General features: G+C 70.9%; 16 protein-coding genes. 13 read left to right on the forward strand and 3 right to left on the reverse strand.

Annotation, left to right across the window (positions count from 1 at the left end):
- The first annotated feature begins 126 nt into the window (after positions 1 to 126).
- From IE206_RS32930 to IE206_RS32965, 8 genes are all read left to right on the forward strand, one after another.
- Positions 127 to 771, forward strand: coding sequence for an HAD family hydrolase (locus IE206_RS32930; protein ID WP_189968690.1), 645 nt, complete (start codon positions 127 to 129; stop codon positions 769 to 771).
- Between the two features lie 43 nt (positions 772 to 814).
- Positions 815 to 2014: an MFS transporter gene (locus IE206_RS32935; protein WP_189968692.1), complete on the forward strand. Its 1200-nt coding sequence runs from the start codon at positions 815 to 817 to the stop codon at positions 2012 to 2014.
- The gene (locus tag IE206_RS32940; protein ID WP_189968694.1) at positions 1983 to 3158 is read left to right on the forward strand and encodes an acetoin utilization protein AcuC; all 1176 of its coding nucleotides are present in this window, start codon (positions 1983 to 1985) and stop codon (positions 3156 to 3158) included. Before IE206_RS32935 ends, IE206_RS32940 begins: the two co-directional genes overlap by 32 nt.
- Positions 3159 to 3323: 165 nt before the next feature.
- Positions 3324 to 4139 carry a phosphatase gene (locus IE206_RS32945; RefSeq protein ID WP_189968697.1) on the forward strand — a complete coding sequence of 272 codons (816 nt, stop codon included), beginning with the start codon at positions 3324 to 3326 and terminating at the stop codon, positions 4137 to 4139.
- Positions 4140 to 4267: 128 nt separating this feature from the next.
- Positions 4268 to 4477 (forward strand): helix-turn-helix domain-containing protein, encoded by a 210-nt coding sequence (locus IE206_RS32950; RefSeq protein WP_159047648.1) that lies wholly within the window; start codon positions 4268 to 4270, stop codon positions 4475 to 4477.
- Between the two features lie 120 nt (positions 4478 to 4597).
- Positions 4598 to 4696 carry a 30S ribosomal protein bS22 gene (locus tag IE206_RS32955; RefSeq protein ID WP_003948845.1) on the forward strand — a complete coding sequence of 33 codons (99 nt, stop codon included), beginning with the start codon at positions 4598 to 4600 and terminating at the stop codon, positions 4694 to 4696.
- A gap of 180 nt (positions 4697 to 4876) precedes the next feature.
- Positions 4877 to 5959, forward strand: coding sequence for an NAD-dependent epimerase/dehydratase family protein (locus IE206_RS32960; protein ID WP_189968699.1), 1083 nt, complete (start codon positions 4877 to 4879; stop codon positions 5957 to 5959).
- 14 nt (positions 5960 to 5973) lie between these two features.
- The gene (locus IE206_RS32965; protein ID WP_189968701.1) at positions 5974 to 7029 is read left to right on the forward strand and encodes a lysophospholipid acyltransferase family protein; all 1056 of its coding nucleotides are present in this window, start codon (positions 5974 to 5976) and stop codon (positions 7027 to 7029) included.
- A 99-nt stretch (positions 7030 to 7128) separates the two neighbouring features.
- On the opposite strand, the gene IE206_RS32970 is transcribed toward IE206_RS32965, so the two are convergent.
- The 3 genes from IE206_RS32970 to IE206_RS32980 form a co-directional block, all read right to left on the reverse strand.
- Positions 7129 to 8313, reverse strand: coding sequence for a DUF5667 domain-containing protein (locus tag IE206_RS32970; RefSeq protein WP_189968703.1), 1185 nt, complete (start codon positions 8311 to 8313; stop codon positions 7129 to 7131).
- A gap of 269 nt (positions 8314 to 8582) precedes the next feature.
- The gene (locus IE206_RS32975) at positions 8583 to 9371 is read right to left on the reverse strand and encodes an ECF subfamily RNA polymerase sigma factor, BldN family (RefSeq protein WP_053724590.1); all 789 of its coding nucleotides are present in this window, start codon (positions 9369 to 9371) and stop codon (positions 8583 to 8585) included.
- Between the two features lie 370 nt (positions 9372 to 9741).
- Positions 9742 to 10692 carry an HAD family hydrolase gene (locus tag IE206_RS32980; protein WP_189968705.1) on the reverse strand — a complete coding sequence of 317 codons (951 nt, stop codon included), beginning with the start codon at positions 10690 to 10692 and terminating at the stop codon, positions 9742 to 9744.
- Positions 10693 to 10832: 140 nt separating this feature from the next.
- Between IE206_RS32980 and IE206_RS32985 the strand changes: the two genes are divergently transcribed.
- The 5 genes from IE206_RS32985 (at position 10833) to IE206_RS33005 (ending at position 16519) form a co-directional block, all read left to right on the forward strand.
- Positions 10833 to 11117 (forward strand): glutaredoxin family protein, encoded by a 285-nt coding sequence (locus tag IE206_RS32985; protein WP_053724588.1) that lies wholly within the window; start codon positions 10833 to 10835, stop codon positions 11115 to 11117.
- A gap of 326 nt (positions 11118 to 11443) precedes the next feature.
- Positions 11444 to 12214, forward strand: a complete 771-nt coding sequence (locus IE206_RS32990; protein WP_189968707.1) for a redox-sensing transcriptional repressor Rex — start codon at positions 11444 to 11446, stop codon at positions 12212 to 12214.
- Positions 12211 to 13920 carry a glutamyl-tRNA reductase gene (locus IE206_RS32995; RefSeq protein WP_189968708.1) on the forward strand — a complete coding sequence of 570 codons (1710 nt, stop codon included), beginning with the start codon at positions 12211 to 12213 and terminating at the stop codon, positions 13918 to 13920. The genes IE206_RS32990 and IE206_RS32995 overlap by 4 nt, the downstream gene beginning before the upstream one ends.
- Positions 13917 to 14876, forward strand: coding sequence for a hydroxymethylbilane synthase (gene hemC / locus IE206_RS33000; RefSeq protein ID WP_189968711.1), 960 nt, complete (start codon positions 13917 to 13919; stop codon positions 14874 to 14876). Before IE206_RS32995 ends, hemC begins: the two co-directional genes overlap by 4 nt.
- Positions 14873 to 16519, forward strand: a complete 1647-nt coding sequence (locus tag IE206_RS33005; RefSeq protein ID WP_189968713.1) for a bifunctional uroporphyrinogen-III C-methyltransferase/uroporphyrinogen-III synthase — start codon at positions 14873 to 14875, stop codon at positions 16517 to 16519. Before hemC ends, IE206_RS33005 begins: the two co-directional genes overlap by 4 nt.
- The last annotated feature ends 202 nt before the right edge of the window (positions 16520 to 16721 follow it).

Here is a 16721-nt window from a genome sequence, read left to right on the forward strand (position 1 = left end):
GCGCCGATGGTACTGCAGGGGGGACCCTGTGGGAGAGTAGGACGCCGCCGAACAAATTTTAGGGAAAGCCCCGCACCAGACTCTCAGAGTCACGGTGCGGGGCTTTTCTGCGTTTAAGGTCGAGTCATGCGCTACGACCTCATCATCTTCGACAACGACGGCGTGCTCGTCGACAGCGAGCCGATCTCGAACACCATCCTGTCCGGGTATCTCACCGAGCTCGGCCATCCCACCTCGTACGAGGAATCCCTCCGTGACTACATGGGGGCCGCCGTCCATCGCGTACACGATGTGATCCGGGAGCGGACCGGGCAGGCGCTGCCGGTCGACTTCGACGAGACGCTGCACGCTCGGATTTTCGCGGCTTTCGAGCGCGAATTGCAGCCCGTCGCGGGGGCCACGGACGTACTCGGGAAGCTGGTGGCGGACGGGGTGGCGTACTGCGTGGCGTCGTCCGGGACGCATGAGCGGATCCGGGTGGGGCACCGCAGGACCGGGCTCGACGAGTGGTTCGAGGACGAGTGGGTGTTCTCCTCGGAGGACGTCGGGCGGGGCAAGCCGGCGCCGGACCTGTTTCTGCACGCGGCCGAGCGGATGGGCGTGGCGCCCGAGCGGTGTGTCGTCGTCGAGGACAGCCGGCTCGGGGTCCAGGCCGCGCGGGCCGCGGGGATGGATGTGTACGGGTTCACGGCGATGACGCCCGCCGAGCGGCTCGAGGGGGCCAATGGGTACTTCGACGACATGGGGCAGCTGCTCGGATTGCTCGGGTGATCTCTCTACCCAGGAGTAAGTAACGGCCCTAGGCTGTGCCGCCATGACAGACGCACGCCTGCGGCACGGCAGGGCGTCCCTGGCGGTGAGTTTCTTCGCGCAGGGCATGGCCTTTGCCCTCCTGGTGACCCGCATACCCGCGATCCAGGACCGGTACGGGATTTCCGACGGGCTGCTGCCGGTCTTCCTCGCGGCCGTGCCGATCCTCGCGGGGGTCGGCAGCGTCTGCACCGAGCAGTTGATCAAGCGGGTCCGGCCGAGCGTGGTGCTGCGGTTCGCCCAGCCCGCCGTGCTCCTGGCGCTGCTCGGAGCCGGCGCGGGCGACCGGATGTGGCAGGCCGCGCTGTCGCTCGGCGCGTTCGGGCTTTCGGTGGGGGCGCTCGATGCGTCCATGAACATGCTGGGGGTCAGCCTCCAGCGGACGTACGGGCGCAGCATCATGCTCGGCTTCCACGCCTCGTACAGCCTCGGGGGAATCGGGGGTGCCTCGCTCGCCTGGGTGGGGGCGCACTGGCATTTGTCGCTGCTCGTGTCCTATCTGCCGGTCGTGGCCCTGCTGCTGCCGGTGTGTCTGGTCGCGAGCCGGTGGTACGTGGACGGGGAGCCGGCCGGGGCCGCGGTGGAGCGGGCCGAGGGGGCCAAGCCCGTCGTCTTCCGGCTGCTGTTGCCGCTGTGCCTGGTGATGAGCTTCGCGTACATCGGCGACTCGACCGTCTCCAACTGGAGTGCCAAGTACCTCCAGGACACGCTTGGCAGCTCCGAGCAGCTGTCGACCGTTCCGTACAACGTCTACATGGTCACCACGCTGCTCGGCCGGGCTGCCGGGGACTTCGGGGTGCGGCGGTTCGGGGCGGTGGCCGTGGTGCGGGCCGGGACGGTGCTGGCGGCGGCCGGGTTCGGGGTGGTGGCGGCCGCGCCCGGGGCCTGGGCGGGGATGGCCGGATTCACGCTGCTCGGGTTCGGGCTGTGCGTGATCGTGCCGCAGACGTTCGCCGCGGCCGGGCGGCTCTTTCCGGACGCCAGCGACGCGGCGGTCGCCCGGCTCAACGTCTTCAACTACGTGGGCTTTCTCGTCGGCTCACCGCTCGTGGGGGCCCTTGGGGACGCCTGGAGTTACCGCGGGGCGATGCTCGTGCCGATGGTTCTGGTGCTCCTGACGCTGGTGTACGCCCGCTCGTTCGGCTCCGAGGCCGCCCGATACGGTGGCGGGCATGAGCGGCCGCGCACTGTTGATGTGGGATGAAGCTGTCACGCGCTACGACTTCGGGTCGAGCCACCCGATGGACCCGGTACGGCTCGCGCTGACCATGGGTCTGGTGCGGGCTTACGGGCTCGACAAGCAGGTGGATGTCGTTGCCGCGCCGCCGGCCGGGGACTCCACGCTGCGGCTCGTGCACCGGCAGGACTACGTCGACGCGGTGCGGGCGGCGTCGGCGGATCCGGGGGCCGCCGACGCGTCGTACGGGCTCGGGACGATGGACGATCCCGCCTTCGCCGGGATGCACGAGGCCTCCGCGCTGATCGCCGGGCAGTCCGTCGCCGCGGCCGAGGCGGTCTGGGCGGGGGAGGCCGCGCACGCGGTCAACTTCGCGGGCGGGCTGCACCACGCCATGCCGGGCGGGGCGGCCGGGTTCTGCATCTACAACGATGCGGCGCTGGCCATCGCGCGGCTGTTGGAGCTCGGCGCCGAGCGGGTCGCGTACGTGGATGTGGACGTGCACCACGGGGACGGCGTTCAGGCGGCGTTCTGGGAGGATCCGCGGGTCCTGACGATTTCGCTGCACGAGCATCCCCGGCTGCTGTTCCCCGGGACCGGGTGGCCGGAGGAGACCGGGGCGGCCGGGGCCGGTGAGGGTTCCGCGGTCAATGTCGCGCTGCCGGCGGGGACGGGGGACGAGGGGTGGCTGCGGGCTTTCCACGCGGTGGTGCCCGAGCTGATCGCCGATTTCCGGCCGCAGGTGCTCGTCACTCAGCACGGGGCCGACACGCACTTCGAGGATCCGCTGGCCCATCTGGCCGTGTCGCTCGATGCGCAGCGGGCGGTGCAGGCGGCCTGCCACTCGCTGGCCCATGAGTACGTCGAGGGGGCGAAGTGGGTCGCGCTCGGCGGTGGGGGTTATGCGGTGGTGGATGTGGTGCCGCGGTCCTGGACGCATCTGGTGGGGATCGCGGGGCATGCGCCGGTCGATCCCGAGTCGGTGATTCCTGCGTCCTGGCGGGATGAAGTGTTCGCGCGTACGCGGGAGTTGGGTCCGGGGCGGATGACGGACGGGCGGACCGTGTCGTGGCGGTCGTGGGATGCGGGGTACGACCCTGCGGACCGGCTGGACCAGGCGGTGCTGGCCGCTCGGCGGGCGGCGTTTCCGTTGCGGGGGTTGTTGGCGTAGGGGTTTCTTCCCCCGCCCCACCCCGCCCCTTCCCGCAGAGTGTCACAGCGGGAAGGGGCGGGGTGGGGAGAGGGACCCCCGCTGCCGACAGCCCGCGTTACGCCAACTGTGGGGCGATGGCCGGGTTTTGGCCCGCGCTCCACCCCCCTGCGGGAGCATCGACGGGTGTTGAGCATCGGCGCGCTGCGGGCGCATCTTCTGGCGGCCAGGCTGGCCGGGCCTGTGGCGACCTCGCGGGAGGAGAGTCTGCGCAGCTACCGGCTGTTCGCGGCGCGCGATCCCCGGGTCACGCTCGGGCTCGACCCCGAATGGGGGTGGGGCGAGAGGGACTTGTTGCGGCTGATGGCGGACAAGTGCGGGGTGAGCGACGATCCGGGGCACGTCAGCGGGCCCGATGTCATTGATCCCGAGCGGACGTTGGCGGGGCTCGACGCCTTCGCGGTGCGGATCGGAGAGGTGGCCGCGCGGCGCGGCGCGGTGCTGCTCGGGACCGGGCATCCGCACCGGCTGCTCGGGTTCTACGCCGCCCTGGCGGACGCTTTGTCGGCGGCGGGGTGCCCTGTTCTCACCCCCGCGCAGGGTAGCTCTGTCGACATAACGACCCGGTTCGGGGTACGTACGTACAACCTTGACTACGTACGAGGAGTCGCGTTGGTGCGGGAGCCCGGCGCGCGAGGGGCCGGGAGCGAGACCGGCGCGCACACCCATTCTCCGCTCCCGGTTCGGGTCGCCCTGGGGGCCTCGGCGGGGGGTTCCGGACAGGTTCCCGATCTCGTGATCGGAGATCACGGATGGGTCTGCGGGGCAGGTCAGCTGGGCATTGAGGCCGTCGGGCTCGCCGATACGGACGACCCCGCGCTGTTCGTCGGCGAGGCCGAGGGGCGGGTGGCCGTGGCCGTTCCGCTTGATGACGCTGTGCGGTCTGATTACTACCGGCCGCTTACTCGCTATGTACTCAATCGAGCGTGTCTGTCACAGTAGGCGGCCGATGGCAGCTCCTCTTCCCCACTCGCACCACCCGCCCCTAGTCTGGGGAGTGAGCGCACAGCGACGTTGAGTCACCGGAGGGGAAGCCGGTGCGCGTTGGGTGCGGAAGGTACAGGTGGGTCATGGCTGCAGACCAGAGGCCTCTCAACGAGGTCGTGTTCCTTACCGTGGCGGAGGTCGCCTCGGTGATGCGAGTGTCAAAGATGACCGTGTACCGCTTGGTGCACAGCGGTCATCTGCCCGCGATCCGGGTGGGCAGGTCCTTCCGGGTTCCGGAACAGGCAGTGCAGGAGTACCTCCGCGAGTCCTTTGTGGGGGTGGAGACGGCCTGAGGGGGCTCCGCGCTCCCCTCGGATTACGTCCCTCACTCGGCGGCAGGTAGGCTAGGCCGACGTAGGTCGTGTGGGCCCAGACGCCCCGCACCGAGTGAGAAGAAGTGAGCGAGGGTAGTCGTGGGCTCTGTTATCAAGAAGCGGCGCAAGCGGATGGCCAAGAAGAAGCACCGCAAGCTGCTCAAGCGCACGCGCGTTCAGCGTCGCAACAAGAAGTAAGCGAACGCTGTTCGTGAGATCGCAGCCCTCCCGCCGCATTGTCGGTGGGAGGGCTGTGGCGTACACGGACGCAGTTTCTCGGCCATGCGCGCGCACATGGTCATCGCCGCGCAACATCCAGCCGCTACGGTGGCGCTCAGGGCGTAGGTACGTACCGAAGGCCGAAGGAAGGCGCTGATCTTGGGGAAGGTCGTGCTCGTCACCGGAGTGGCCCGGCAGCTGGGCGGCCGTCTTGTGCGGCGGATCCAGCGGGATCCCGAGGTCGACCGGGTGATCGGGGTCGATGCGGTCCGGCCGGGGCACCGTCTGGGTGGTGCCGAATTCGTACAGGCGGACATCCGCCAGCCGGCGATAGCGAAGGTGCTCGCCGAGCACGAGGTGGACACCGTCGTGCACATGGATGTGACCGGGACGCCGCTGAGCTCGGGCGGCGGCCGCACCACGGTCAAGGAAACCAACGTCATCGGCACGATGCAGCTGCTCGGCGCATGCCAGAAGTCGCCGACGGTCAGGCGGCTCGTCGTGAAGTCGAGTACCAGCGTGTACGGGTCCGCGCCGCGCGATCCCGCGGTGTTCACCGAGACGACGCCGCCGAAGTCGCTGCCCAGCGGGGGCTTCGCGAAGGACGCCGTCGAGGTCGAGGGGTATGTGCGCGGCTTCGCCCGGCGCCGGCCCGATGTGGCGGTGTGCGTGCTCCGCTTCGCGAACATCCTGGGGCCGAGCGCCGACTCGCCGCTCGCCGAGTACTTTTCGCTGCCGGTCCTGCCGACGGTGCTCGGCTACGACCCGCGGCTCCAGTTCGTCCACGAGGACGATGTGATCGACGTGCTGCGGATCGCGGCGGGCGAGCCGCGCCGAGGGACGCTCAACAGCGGGACCTTCAACGTCGCGGGGGAGGGCGTGCTGCTGCTCTCGCAGTGTTCGCGGCGGCTCGGACGGCCCACGGTGCCGGTGCTGCTCCCGGCGGTCCGCTGGGTCGGCACCGCGCTCAGGACGGTCGGGGTCACCGATTTCTCGCCGGAGCAGATTCGTTTGCTCACGCACGGCCGGGTGGTCAGCACGGCCCAGATGCGCGAGACACTGGGCTACGAACCCCAGTACACGACCGCCGAGACCTTCGCGGACTTCGCCCGCAGCCGGGGCCCGGGGCTGCTGCCCCCGGACTCGCTGGCCAGGGCCGTGGACCGGGTGGCGGGGCTGCCGTTCGCACCGTTCCCCGGCGGGGCCCTCGCCGGGACCACCACCCCTTCGAACGCGGAATGAGGAGCGCACCAACGATGGCGGACGCCAAGGTCATCCCGTTCGACGACGACCGCTCGCGCCAGAGCGCGCAGCGCACCGGCCGCAGGCGCCCGGTCCCGGGCCGCCGCAAGGCCGAACCCGGGCCGCAGCCGCTCGGCACCCCCGCCGCCCCGGTCAGCGCCCTGCCCGGGGCGCAGGAGGCCGTGGAGCAGGCCTCCGGGGCCCGCGCGGCGGACCGGCAGGAGCAGCGCGGCGGCTGGGACCGGCGCATCGCTGGCGGCCTGTCGTTCCTGCGGCGGCGGATCACCGGCGAGTACGACGTCGACGAGTTCGGCTACGACAAGGAACTCACCGACCAGGTCCTGATGTCGATCCTGCGGCCGTTCTACGACAGGTACTTCCGGGTGGAGGTCAAGGGCGTCGAGAACATCCCGGCCGAGGGCGGGGCGCTGGTCGTCGCCAACCACTCCGGGACGCTGCCGCTGGACGGGCTGATGATGCAGGTGGCCGTCCACGACCACCACCCGGCGGGGCGGCATCTGCGACTGCTCGCGGCCGACCTGGTGTTCATGCTGCCGGTCGTCAACGAGCTGGCCCGCAAGGCCGGGCACACCCTGGCCTGCTCGGAGGACGCCCAGGCGCTCCTGGAGCGGGGCGAGGTCGTCGGCGTGATGCCGGAGGGGTTCAAGGGCATCGGCAAGCCGTTCGGCGAGCGGTACAAGCTGCAGCGCTTCGGGCGCGGCGGCTTCGTGTCGACCGCGCTGAAGGCGGGCACGCCCATCGTGCCGTGCTCGATCGTGGGCGCCGAGGAGATCTACCCGATGATCGGGAACTCCAAGACGCTGGCCCGCCTGCTCGGCTTCCCGTACTTCCCGATCACGCCGACGTTCCCGTGGCTGGGTCCCGCGGGTCTGGTGCCGCTGCCGACGAAGTGGACGATCCAGTTCGGCGAGCCGATCCCGACCGACGGGTATCCGCCGGAGGCGGCGGAGGACCCGATGCTGATGTTCAACCTCACCGACCAGGTGCGGGAGCAGATCCAGCACACGCTGTACAAGCTGCTCGTACAGCGGCGGTCCGTGTTCTTCTGAGCCGCGCTTTCCTCTGAGCCCTTGTCAGGCTCTTTCAGGCTCGTACGCGTTGGAGGGGCCGGGTTTTCCCGGCCCCTCCAACGCGTCTGTACGCGACCTCTACTCCGCCTTGTCCGTGTCGATGCCCAGGCCCGGCAGCAGGCCCGGCAGGAGCGGGGGCAGGGTGACGTCCGGCACCGGGGGCTTGTTGTTGGAGGACTTGCCGGACGGGGCGGGGACGATGCCGCCGCCCGTGCCCGGCTCGAACAGGCCGCCGGTGTTGCCACCGAGCAGGCCCTCGCTGGAGGGCGAGCCGGAGGGCTGCGGCTTTCCGCCAGTGGCGGGGGCGCTGTGACCGGAGCCGGGGGCCGAGGACGGCGTGGCCGGGCGGGCGGTGCCCGAGGTGCTGCCCGGGTGCGAGGAGCCCTGTCGGGTGTGCGTCGTGGACGACGTCTTGGGCAGCAGCGACTGCAGCGGCCCGACCTCCTGGTCTATGGCGGCGAAGACCGAGCTCACCTTGTCGCCGACGTCGGTCAGCTGGGCGGGCAGCTTGCCGCGGAGCTTGCTCCAGCTCTCGCGATGCGCCTGGGCGAAGGAGTTCAGGGCGGCCATGGGGCCGATGGAACCGTCCTTCGCATAGGCCTGGTGCAGCAGGCGGTGGCCCTCGGAGGCGTCGTGCTCCATGCCGTTGAGGGCGCGCCGGACCTCGCCGATCTGCTCGTGGTCGAGGTCGCCCGCGCGGCCCCGCTCCATCAGGCGTCTCGCCTCGGAGAGCCGGGTCGAGGCCTGGTCGAGGTAGAGCTCGCCCCGGCTGGCGTCGTCGTCGGCCAGGTTGAGCTTGAGGTCCTCCATGCCGCGTTTCAGCCCGTACAGGGAATCACCGGGAAGGGCGTCCGAGCTGGCAGCGGCCACGCCGCTGAACGCTCCCGCGGCCACACCGATGCTGAGTCCGCCCGCCGCAATGCCCTTGGACCAGCGGGAGCGGGGTCGCAATTTCCGGAGCGACGTCGCCCGGTGGGCGCCGCGGCCGGTCCGCTGCTCGGGCACCTGAGGGTCGGCGGCACCGCCGCCGGCGAACATCCGCTCCATCTCGGCCATGAGCAGCGCCCGCTGCTCGACCTTGACCTGCGGGTCCATCTCCGGTTTCGGCAGTTCGCCGAGCCCACCCGCCAGGGTCGACAGCCTGCCGGTCTCGGCCTGATCGGCAGGACCGGTCTCGGGTGTCTCCTGGTCGGCCGCCGAGGCTTCTTCCAGGGCCTGGGCGAAGGCGTTCGCCCGCCGGTGCGCCGATACGTTCGCGATCACTGGCGGCACCTCCTCTCGTCATCACGGTCGACTCCCCAAGGGGCCTGGAAGGTTGCACGCCTAGAGCACATCCACACGATCGAGTGAGCGGCTGTGGACATGGCGTGACCACAGGGAGCCTTCATCCCGCACAACGACGGACGCGGCACTTGGGTTACGGACGAAGGATGATCGGACCACAGCGTCATCGGGTGCTCACGGACGGCGAGTCGGACCCGCCTGAGGCGGGTCGGCGGGTGGTGTCCGGACGGGCCGGGCGGGCCGGGCGGTCAGCGGGCGTCGTCCGGCAGGAGCCGGGCGAGGGTGCGCACGGCCCGGTACTGGAGGGTCTTGATCGCACCCTCGTTCTTGCCCATGACCCGGGCGGTCTCGGCGACCGAGAGGCCCTGGAGGAAGCGCAGGGTGACGCACTCCTGCTGCTGCGGATTGAGCTTGCGTACGGCTTCGAGCAGGGCGGCGTTGGAGAGCGACTCCAGGACGGAGTCCTCGGGGGAGCGCTCGACCTCGTTGGCGTCGAGCATTTCGCCGGTGGTCACTTCGAGCCGGAAGCGGCTCGACTTGAAGTGGTCGGCGACCAGGTTGCGCGCGATCGTGACCAGCCAGGCGCCGAAGTCGCGGCCCTGCCAGGTGAAGGTGGAGATCCGGCGCAGGGCGCGCAGGAACGTCTCGCTGGTGAGGTCCTCGGCCGTCGCCTTGCCGCCGACGCGGTAGTAGATGTAGCGGTAGACGGTGTCGCTGTACTGGTCGTAGAGCCGTCCGAAGGCGTCGGCCTCGCCCGCTTGGGCGCGCTCGACGAGGTCCATCATGCGGGCGCTGTCGCTGTCGGCGGTGGGCCGGCGGGCGGTCGGCGTCGCGGACGTGCCCGTGCTGCGGCCGCCGCTCCGTCTACCGACTGCGGCACCACCGTCGGCCAGGGCATAGCAGGGCCCGACGGGTGTTGCGGTGGCGAAGGCAGGGGCGCCGGCGTACGCGGTGGGGACGAATACGCGCAGGCGGTCGACGACCGCCCCGCGCAGCGTAGCCAGGCCCGAGGCGTCAACCCCGACGTGTGGGTACACGGGACTCCCAGAGGCAGAGCTTCCATCACGTGCAGTGCGGAACTGTTCACCCATCGTGGCGATGTGCGGGTTCCGGATTGCGTCTGAGGAGAATAACGCTTCGTGCAGGGAGCGCTACACCCAGTTGCTCAAATCGTCGATTCCGTCGCTTCTGTTACGTCTATGCGTCTGTTCAAGTCGCACATAGTGACCAGAACTTGATCGGAATGCTTTCGGATTTGTCCGCGCCGGGGATCTGTTGTGCCCGGGTGTGGGCAACGGGGCTGGCGAGCCAAGGGGGATGGGGACGAAACCCCCGCAATCGAATATTCCGGCGGCTGACGCCGCGGGCGGCCGCCGGAGACGCCGGTTGACTGCGGACAGTGGCCGACTAGCGGCGGCGGCGGTGCAGGGCGACGGCCGCGGCCGTGCCGCCCGCGAGCGCGCCGACGCCGGCCGCGGCCGGGATGCCGACCTTCGCGGCCTTGCGCCCGGTGCGGTAGTCGCGCAGCCGCCACTCGCGCTCGCGGGCGTGTTTGCGCAGTTTGGCGTCCGGGTTGATGGCGTAGGGGTGGCCGACGAGCGAGAGCATCGGGATGTCGTTGTGCGAGTCGCTGTACGCGGCGCAGCGGGTCAGGTCGAGTCCCTCGGCGGCGGCGAGCGCCCGGACGGCCTCGGCCTTGGCGGGCCCGTGCAGGGGCTCGCCCACCAGGCGTCCCGTATAAACGCCGTCCACGGACTCGGCGACCGTGCCGAGCGCGCCGGTCAGGCCCAGGCGCCGGGCGATGATCGTGGCGGTCTCGACCGGCGCGGCCGTCACCAGCCAGACCTTCTGGCCCGCGTCCAGGTGGGCCTGGGCGAGCGCGCGGGTGCCGGGCCAGATGCGGTCGGCCATGTACTCGTCGTAGATCTCCTCGCCGATGGACATCAGCTCGGAGACGCGGTGGCCCTTGACGATGGACAGCGCGCTGTCGCGGGCGTCCTGCATGTGCTCGGGGTCCTCGACGCCGGCGAGCCGGAACCAGGCCTGCTGCCAGGCGAAGCGCGCCAGCTCGCGGCGCTGGAAGAACTTCCTCTTGTACAGGCCCCGGCCGAAGTGGAAGAGGGCGGCGCCCTGCATCACGGTGTTGTCGAGGTCGAAGAAGGCGGCGGCGAGATCGTCCCCGACGACGGGGAACTCGGGCTCCGAGGGTGTCTCGTCGGCTGTGGCCTGCGCCAGTTCCGCCAGCTCTGCCAGTTCCTGCGAGGACTTGCGGGCTGCCTCGGCTGCGGCCTCGCCGGCCAGCACGCTGCGTGCTGTCGCCGAGCGCCTACGAGGGGTGAGCCATCCCAGTGCGGCCATGCCGTGAGCATAGCCAGTCTGTTCGGAACTTCCCGACTCGCCAGGGAGCGATGGCGTGAACTCTGCGAGGCCGCCGTGTTAAACGGACGATCCGGGCTTATGGGTCCCGGGGGCGGGGCGGGGGTTGGAGAATGGGAGGCATGAGTCCCTTGCTGCGACGTACGAAGAAGCCGGGCGGGAACCCGGCCGACCGGGTGGTCACGCTGATCGGGAAGCCCGGCTGCCATCTCTGCGACGACGCCCAGGAGGTGATCGAGGCCGTGTGTGCCGAGACGGGTGCGGCCTGGGAGAAGAAGGACATCACCCAGGACGAGGCGCTGTACAAGGAGTACTGGGAGCAGATTCCGGTCGTCCTTGTCGACGGTGAGCAGCACACCTTCTGGCGCGTGGATCCCGTACGTCTCAGAGGTGCATTGACCGGTTGAACGTTTGGCGTGCTCCGGGCCGGGGCGGTTGAACAGCCAAATGATGGGGTTCGCGATAGTTGCGGTTACCATCATGGTCGTTTTGCTGTGGTTCGGGGGTATCGCTGTGAGGAGTGTGTGCGGCTTTGCCCCCTTCGGGTCCTGAACGGACTGAACCCGTCTGCGGTTCCGCGATTCCCTCCTCGGGTCGCGTGAGCCCGGTCACTTTGCTCGGACAAAGCGGACACCATCTTTGTGCACGCGTTCACAAAGACATAGCCTGCATCCGACGGGGCGGCCCTGGGACATGTGGCCGCCTGCAGCCCCGCTCATCCCGCAGGAGCACCGTGGCAACTGGCCGAACTCACCGACCGGCGACCCGAAGCCGAGGAATCCCCGAGGCCACCGTCGCCAGGCTTCCGCTGTATCTGCGTGCACTCACCGGACTCTCGGAGCGCTCCGTGCCGACGGTCTCCTCGGAGGAGCTCGCGGCCGCCGCGGGGGTCAACTCCGCGAAGCTGCGCAAGGACTTCTCGTACCTGGGCTCGTACGGCACCCGCGGTGTCGGGTACGACGTCGAGTATCTCGTCTACCAGATCTCCCGGGAACTGGGCCTGACCCAGGACTGGCCGGTTGTCATCGTCGGTATCGGTAACCTCGGCGCGGCCCTCGCCAACTACGGCGGCTTCGCCTCGCGCGGTTTCCGGGTCGCTGCGCTGATAGACGCCGACCCCGCAATGGCCGGAAAGCCGGTGGCCGGGATGCCGGTGCAGCACACCGACGACCTGGAGAAGATCATCAGCGAGAACGGGGTCTCGATCGGGGTCATCGCGACCCCGGCGGGCGCCGCTCAGCAGGTCTGCGACCGTCTCGTCGCGGCCGGAGTGACCTCCATCCTCAACTTCGCGCCGACCGTCCTGTCGGTTCCCGAGGGCGTCGACGTGCGCAAGGTCGACCTCTCCATCGAGCTTCAGATCCTCGCCTTCCACGAGCAGCGCAAGGCCGGCGAGGAAGCCGCCGTCGCCGAGGCGGCGGCCGTCGTGGTGCCGCCGGTGCGCCCCGCGGCCAATGGCCGGAAGGGACCGGACGGGGACATGCCCGCCGTGATGCCGGCATGAGCCTCCTGGTCGTCGGCCTCAGCCACCGCAGCGCCCCCGTCAGCGTCCTGGAGCGGGCCTCCCTCTCCGCGGACGCGCAGGCCAAGCTGCTCCACGACACCCTCGCCGCCGAGCCCGCCGCCGAGGCCGCTGTGCTCGCCACCTGCAACCGCATCGAGCTGTACGCGGACGTGGACAAGTTCCACGCGGGTGTCGCCGAGCTCTCCACGCTGCTCGCCCAGCACAGCGGCGTCGGCCTCGAAGAGCTCACCCCTTATCTGTATGTGCACTACGAGGACCGGGCCGTCCACCACCTCTTCTCGGTGGCCTGCGGGCTCGACTCCATGGTCGTCGGCGAGGGACAGATCCTCGGCCAGATCAAGGACACCCTCGCGCTCGGGCAGGAACTGCACACCGCCGGGCGGCTGTTGAACGACCTGTTCCAGCAGGCGCTGCGGGTCGGCAAGCGCGCCCACAGCGAGACCGGCATCGACCGGGCCGGGCAGTCGCTCGTCACCTTCGGCCTCGAGCAGCTCGCCGCCGGGGCGTCCGTCGAGGACTGGGCCAAGGGCAAGCGCGCGCTGGTCATCGGCGCGGGTTCCATGTCCTCCCTGGCCGCCGCGACGCTGGCCCGCACCGGCGTCGACGAGATCGTGGTCGCCAACCGGACGCACGCCCGCGCCGAACGCCTCGTCGAGATCCTCGGCGAGGCGGGCACCGCCGCACGCGCCGTCGCGATGGCCGATGTCGCACGGGAACTGACACGAGTCGACATCGCGGTGTCCTGCACCGGGGCAACGGGTCTGGTGCTGACCGGTGAGGCCGTCGCCACCGCGCTCGGCCTGCCGCCGCTGGCCCCGGCCGCCGACCCGGCCACGGTGGCCCGCCTCTCGGACGCCGACCGCACCGCCCTCGCCGAGGTCGCCGCCGCCGAACGCGCGGGCCTGCTCGCGGACGGTACGGAGCCGGGCGGCACTGGGAACGAGGCTGAAGCCGTACGTTCCGAAGCCTCCGCCCCCGACGCCGCGGGCTGCCCCGTGGACCTGGCCGCCCTGGCCGACGCGGGCATCACCTTCGCCGGGCCCGGCGTGGACGCCCTGAACGCGGCCCCGGCCGTCGACGTCAACTCCCTTGAGCTGCACGGCAGTTGGGCCGAGCGGGCGGAGCGGCCGCAGGCCGGCGCCCGACGCGGTGGTCGCGTACCGGCCGGGCCCGTGAAGCTGGCGCTGCTCGACCTCGCCATGCCGCGCGACATCGACGGCGCCGTGCACCGCATCCCCGGGGTGCGGCTCGTCGACATCGAGTCGCTCGCCGAAGCCTCCGCCGACGCGCCGATGGCCGCCGATGTGGACCAGGTGCGCTCGATCGTCTCCGACGAGGTGGCCGCGTTCGGCGCCGCCCAGCGGGCCGCGCACATCACGCCGACCGTCGTCGCGCTGCGCGCCATGGCCGCCGAGGTCGTGGCCGGAGAGGTCGCGCGCCTGGAGGGCCGGCTCCCGGACCTCGACGACAAGCAGCGCTCCGAGGTCACCCAGACCGTGCGCCGCGTCGTCGACAAGCTTCTGCACGCACCGACCGTGCGGATCAAGCAGCTCGCCGCCGAACCCGGTGGCGCCGGGTACGCGGACGCGCTGCGCACTCTCTTCGACCTCGACCCGGAGACGGTGGCCGCCGTCTCCAGGGCCGATCTGAACGACGCCGATGTCAAGAACCGAGGGCGGTCATGACCGAGAAAGCACTGAGACTCGGGACCAGGCGCAGCAAGCTCGCCATGGCCCAGTCCGGCCATGTGGCCGACGCCGTACGGCAGTTGACCGGGCGTCCCGTCGAGCTGGTGGAGATCACCACGTACGGCGACACCTCGCGTGAGCACCTCGCGCAGATCGGCGGCACCGGTGTGTTCGTCGTGGCGCTGCGCGACGCGCTGCTGCGCGGCGAGGTCGACTTCGCGGTGCACTCCCTCAAGGACCTGCCCACCGCCCAGCACCCCGACCTGGTGCTCGCCGCCGTGCCGGTGCGCGAGGACCCGCGCGACGTGCTGGTCGCCCGCGACGGGCTCACCTTCGACCGGCTTCCGGACGGAGCCCGCATCGGCACCGGTTCGCCGCGGCGGATGGCACAGCTCAACGCCTACGCCCGCAGCCACGGCCGCACCATCGAATGTGTGCCGATCCGCGGCAACATCGACACCCGCGTCGGTTACGTCGCCAAGGGGGAGCTCGACGCGGTGGTCCTGGCCGCCGCCGGGCTCAACCGCATCGGACGCAGCGACGTGGTGACCGAGTTCCTGTCGGTCGACACTGTTTTGCCCGCCCCCGGCCAGGGGGCACTGGCGATCGAGTGCTCGGCGGCCGACGCCGACCTCGCCGCCGCGCTCGCCGAGCTCGACGACCCGTTCACGCGGGCCGCCGTGACCGCCGAGCGGTCCCTGCTCGCCGCCCTGGAGGCCGGCTGCAGCGCACCTGTGGGTGCGTTGGCCGACTTGCTGGCCGACGGGCAGATTGTTCATGAGATGCGCCTGCGCGGAGTGGTCGGTACCACCGACGGTTCTTCGCTGGTGCAGCTGTCCACCACCGGTCCCGTACCCACGTCGCACGACGAAGCGATGGCCCTCGGACGCGAACTCGCGGACGAGATGCTCGCCAAGGGTGCGGCCGGTCTTATGGGGGAGCGAGCACTTTGAGCCCCACCACCAACCCGACCGCCGCCGGAAACGTCACCTTCCTCGGTGCCGGTCCCGGAGACCCCGGACTTCTGACGCTGCGCGCCGTGGAGGCGCTGGCGTCGGCCGACGTCCTGATCGCCGAGCCCGCTGTGCTCGACGTTGTTCGCGCGCATGCGCGGGCAGGTGTGGACACACCTCAGCTGACGGTAGTGGACGAGGCGTCAACTACCGCCGGTATCCCGGTGTTGCGGGACGCCGCCAATCTTGTCATGGAGGCCGCGCGCTCCGGCAGGCGGGTCGTCCGTGCGGTCTCCGGCGACCCGGGCCTGGACGGCGACGCGGCCGGCGAGATGCTGGCCTGCGCCTCCGAGGGCATCCCCTTCGAGGTGGTGCCGGGCGTGGCCGCCGCGGTCGGCGTTCCCGCGTACGCCGGTGTCCCGCTGAGCGGGGCCGGCGGCGCCGACGTCCGCTTCGTCGACGCCCGGACCGCCACCGAGCGGTGCTGGGCCGAGGTCGGCGCGAGCGACGGCACGGTGGTGGTGTCGACGACCCTTGAGACCGTCGCGGCCGCGGCCGGCGAGCTGGTCTCCGCGGGCCGCAAGCCCGACACCCCGATGACCGTGACGATCGCGGGCACCACCACGCGCCAGCGGACCTGGTCCGCGACGCTCGGCTCGGTCGCCCAGGTCCTCAAGCAGGCGAAGGTGCTGCCCTCGCCGGACGGGCACCAGGCCGTCATAGCCGTGGTCGGCGAGCGCAGTGCCCCTGCTCAGCGCGACCAGCTGTCGTGGTTCGAGTCCAAGCCGCTGTTCGGCTGGCGCGTACTCGTCCCGCGTACGAAGGAGCAGGCGGCTTCGCTCTCCGACCAGTTGAGGTCCTACGGTGCGGTGCCGCACGAGGTGCCGACCATCGCGGTCGAGCCTCCCCGTACGCCGCAGCAGATGGAGCGCGCGGTCAAGGGCCTGGTGACGGGCCGGTACGAGTGGATCGCGTTCACCTCGGTCAACGCGGTGAAGGCGGTGCGCGAGAAGTTCGAGGAGTACGGTCTCGACGCCCGGGCCTTCGCCGGAATCAAGGTCGCCGCCGTGGGCGAGCAGACGGCCGCCTCGCTGGTCGAGTTCGGCGTCAAGCCCGACCTCGTCCCGAGCGGCGAGCAGTCCGCGGCCGGCCTCCTGGAGGACTGGCCGCCCTACGACCCGGTCTTCGATCCGATCGACCGCGTCTTCCTGCCGCGCGCCGACATCGCCACCGAGACGCTGGTGGCGGGCCTGATCGAGCTCGGCTGGGAGGTCGACGACGTCACGGCGTACCGGACCGTGCGCGCGTCGCCGCCGCCGGCGGACACGCGCGAGGCGATCAAGGGGGGCGGGTTCGACGCGGTGCTGTTCACGTCTTCTTCGACCGTCCGGAACCTTGTCGGCATCGCGGGAAAGCCGCACAACGTGACCGTGATCGCGTGTATTGGCCCTGCTACGGCCAAGACGGCGGAGGAGCACGGGCTGCGGGTGGATGTGATGGCTCCGGAGCCGTCGGTCCACAAGCTGGCGCAGGCGCTTGCGGACTTCGGGGCGGCTCGCCGTGACGCGGCGGTGTCCGCGGGCGAGCACGTGACCCGGCCGAGCGAGCGTCGTCCGGGGGCGCGGCGCCGCCGCACGACGTAGCGCGGGGTACGCGGGGGTGCTGGGGCTTGGCCCCAGGCCCCGGTTCGGGTGCGGACCGTGGGTGGCTGGTCGCGCAGTTCCCCGCGCCCCTAACGGCATCGGTGCTGGCCCGCATCGGAGCATTTCAGCCTGTCCGGCGTTTGAGGACGAGCGCCATCAAGGCGCGAACGGGGTCTGGGGCGGAGCCCCAGGAGCTGAGCTC

This window comes from Streptomyces violascens (assembly GCF_014649955.1).
Taxonomy (GTDB): Bacteria; Actinomycetota; Actinomycetes; order Streptomycetales; family Streptomycetaceae; genus Streptomyces; species Streptomyces violascens.

Excerpts from the sequence above, each read along its gene's own strand:
- IE206_RS32930 (WP_189968690.1), top strand. The coding sequence starts at position 127 with ATGCGCTACGACCTCATCATCTTCGACAACGACGGCGTGCTCGTCGAC.
- IE206_RS32935 (WP_189968692.1), top strand. The coding sequence starts at position 815 with ATGACAGACGCACGCCTGCGGCACGGCAGGGCGTCCCTGGCGGTGAGT.
- IE206_RS32940 (WP_189968694.1), top strand. The coding sequence starts at position 1,983 with ATGAGCGGCCGCGCACTGTTGATGTGGGATGAAGCTGTCACGCGCTAC.
- IE206_RS32950 (WP_159047648.1), top strand. The coding sequence starts at position 4,268 with ATGGCTGCAGACCAGAGGCCTCTCAACGAGGTCGTGTTCCTTACCGTG.
- IE206_RS32965 (WP_189968701.1), top strand. The coding sequence starts at position 5,974 with ATGGCGGACGCCAAGGTCATCCCGTTCGACGACGACCGCTCGCGCCAG.
- IE206_RS32980 (WP_189968705.1), bottom strand. The coding sequence starts at position 10,692 with ATGGCCGCACTGGGATGGCTCACCCCTCGTAGGCGCTCGGCGACAGCA.
- IE206_RS32985 (WP_053724588.1), top strand. The coding sequence starts at position 10,833 with ATGAGTCCCTTGCTGCGACGTACGAAGAAGCCGGGCGGGAACCCGGCC.
- IE206_RS32995 (WP_189968708.1), top strand. The coding sequence starts at position 12,211 with ATGAGCCTCCTGGTCGTCGGCCTCAGCCACCGCAGCGCCCCCGTCAGC.
- hemC (WP_189968711.1), top strand. The coding sequence starts at position 13,917 with ATGACCGAGAAAGCACTGAGACTCGGGACCAGGCGCAGCAAGCTCGCC.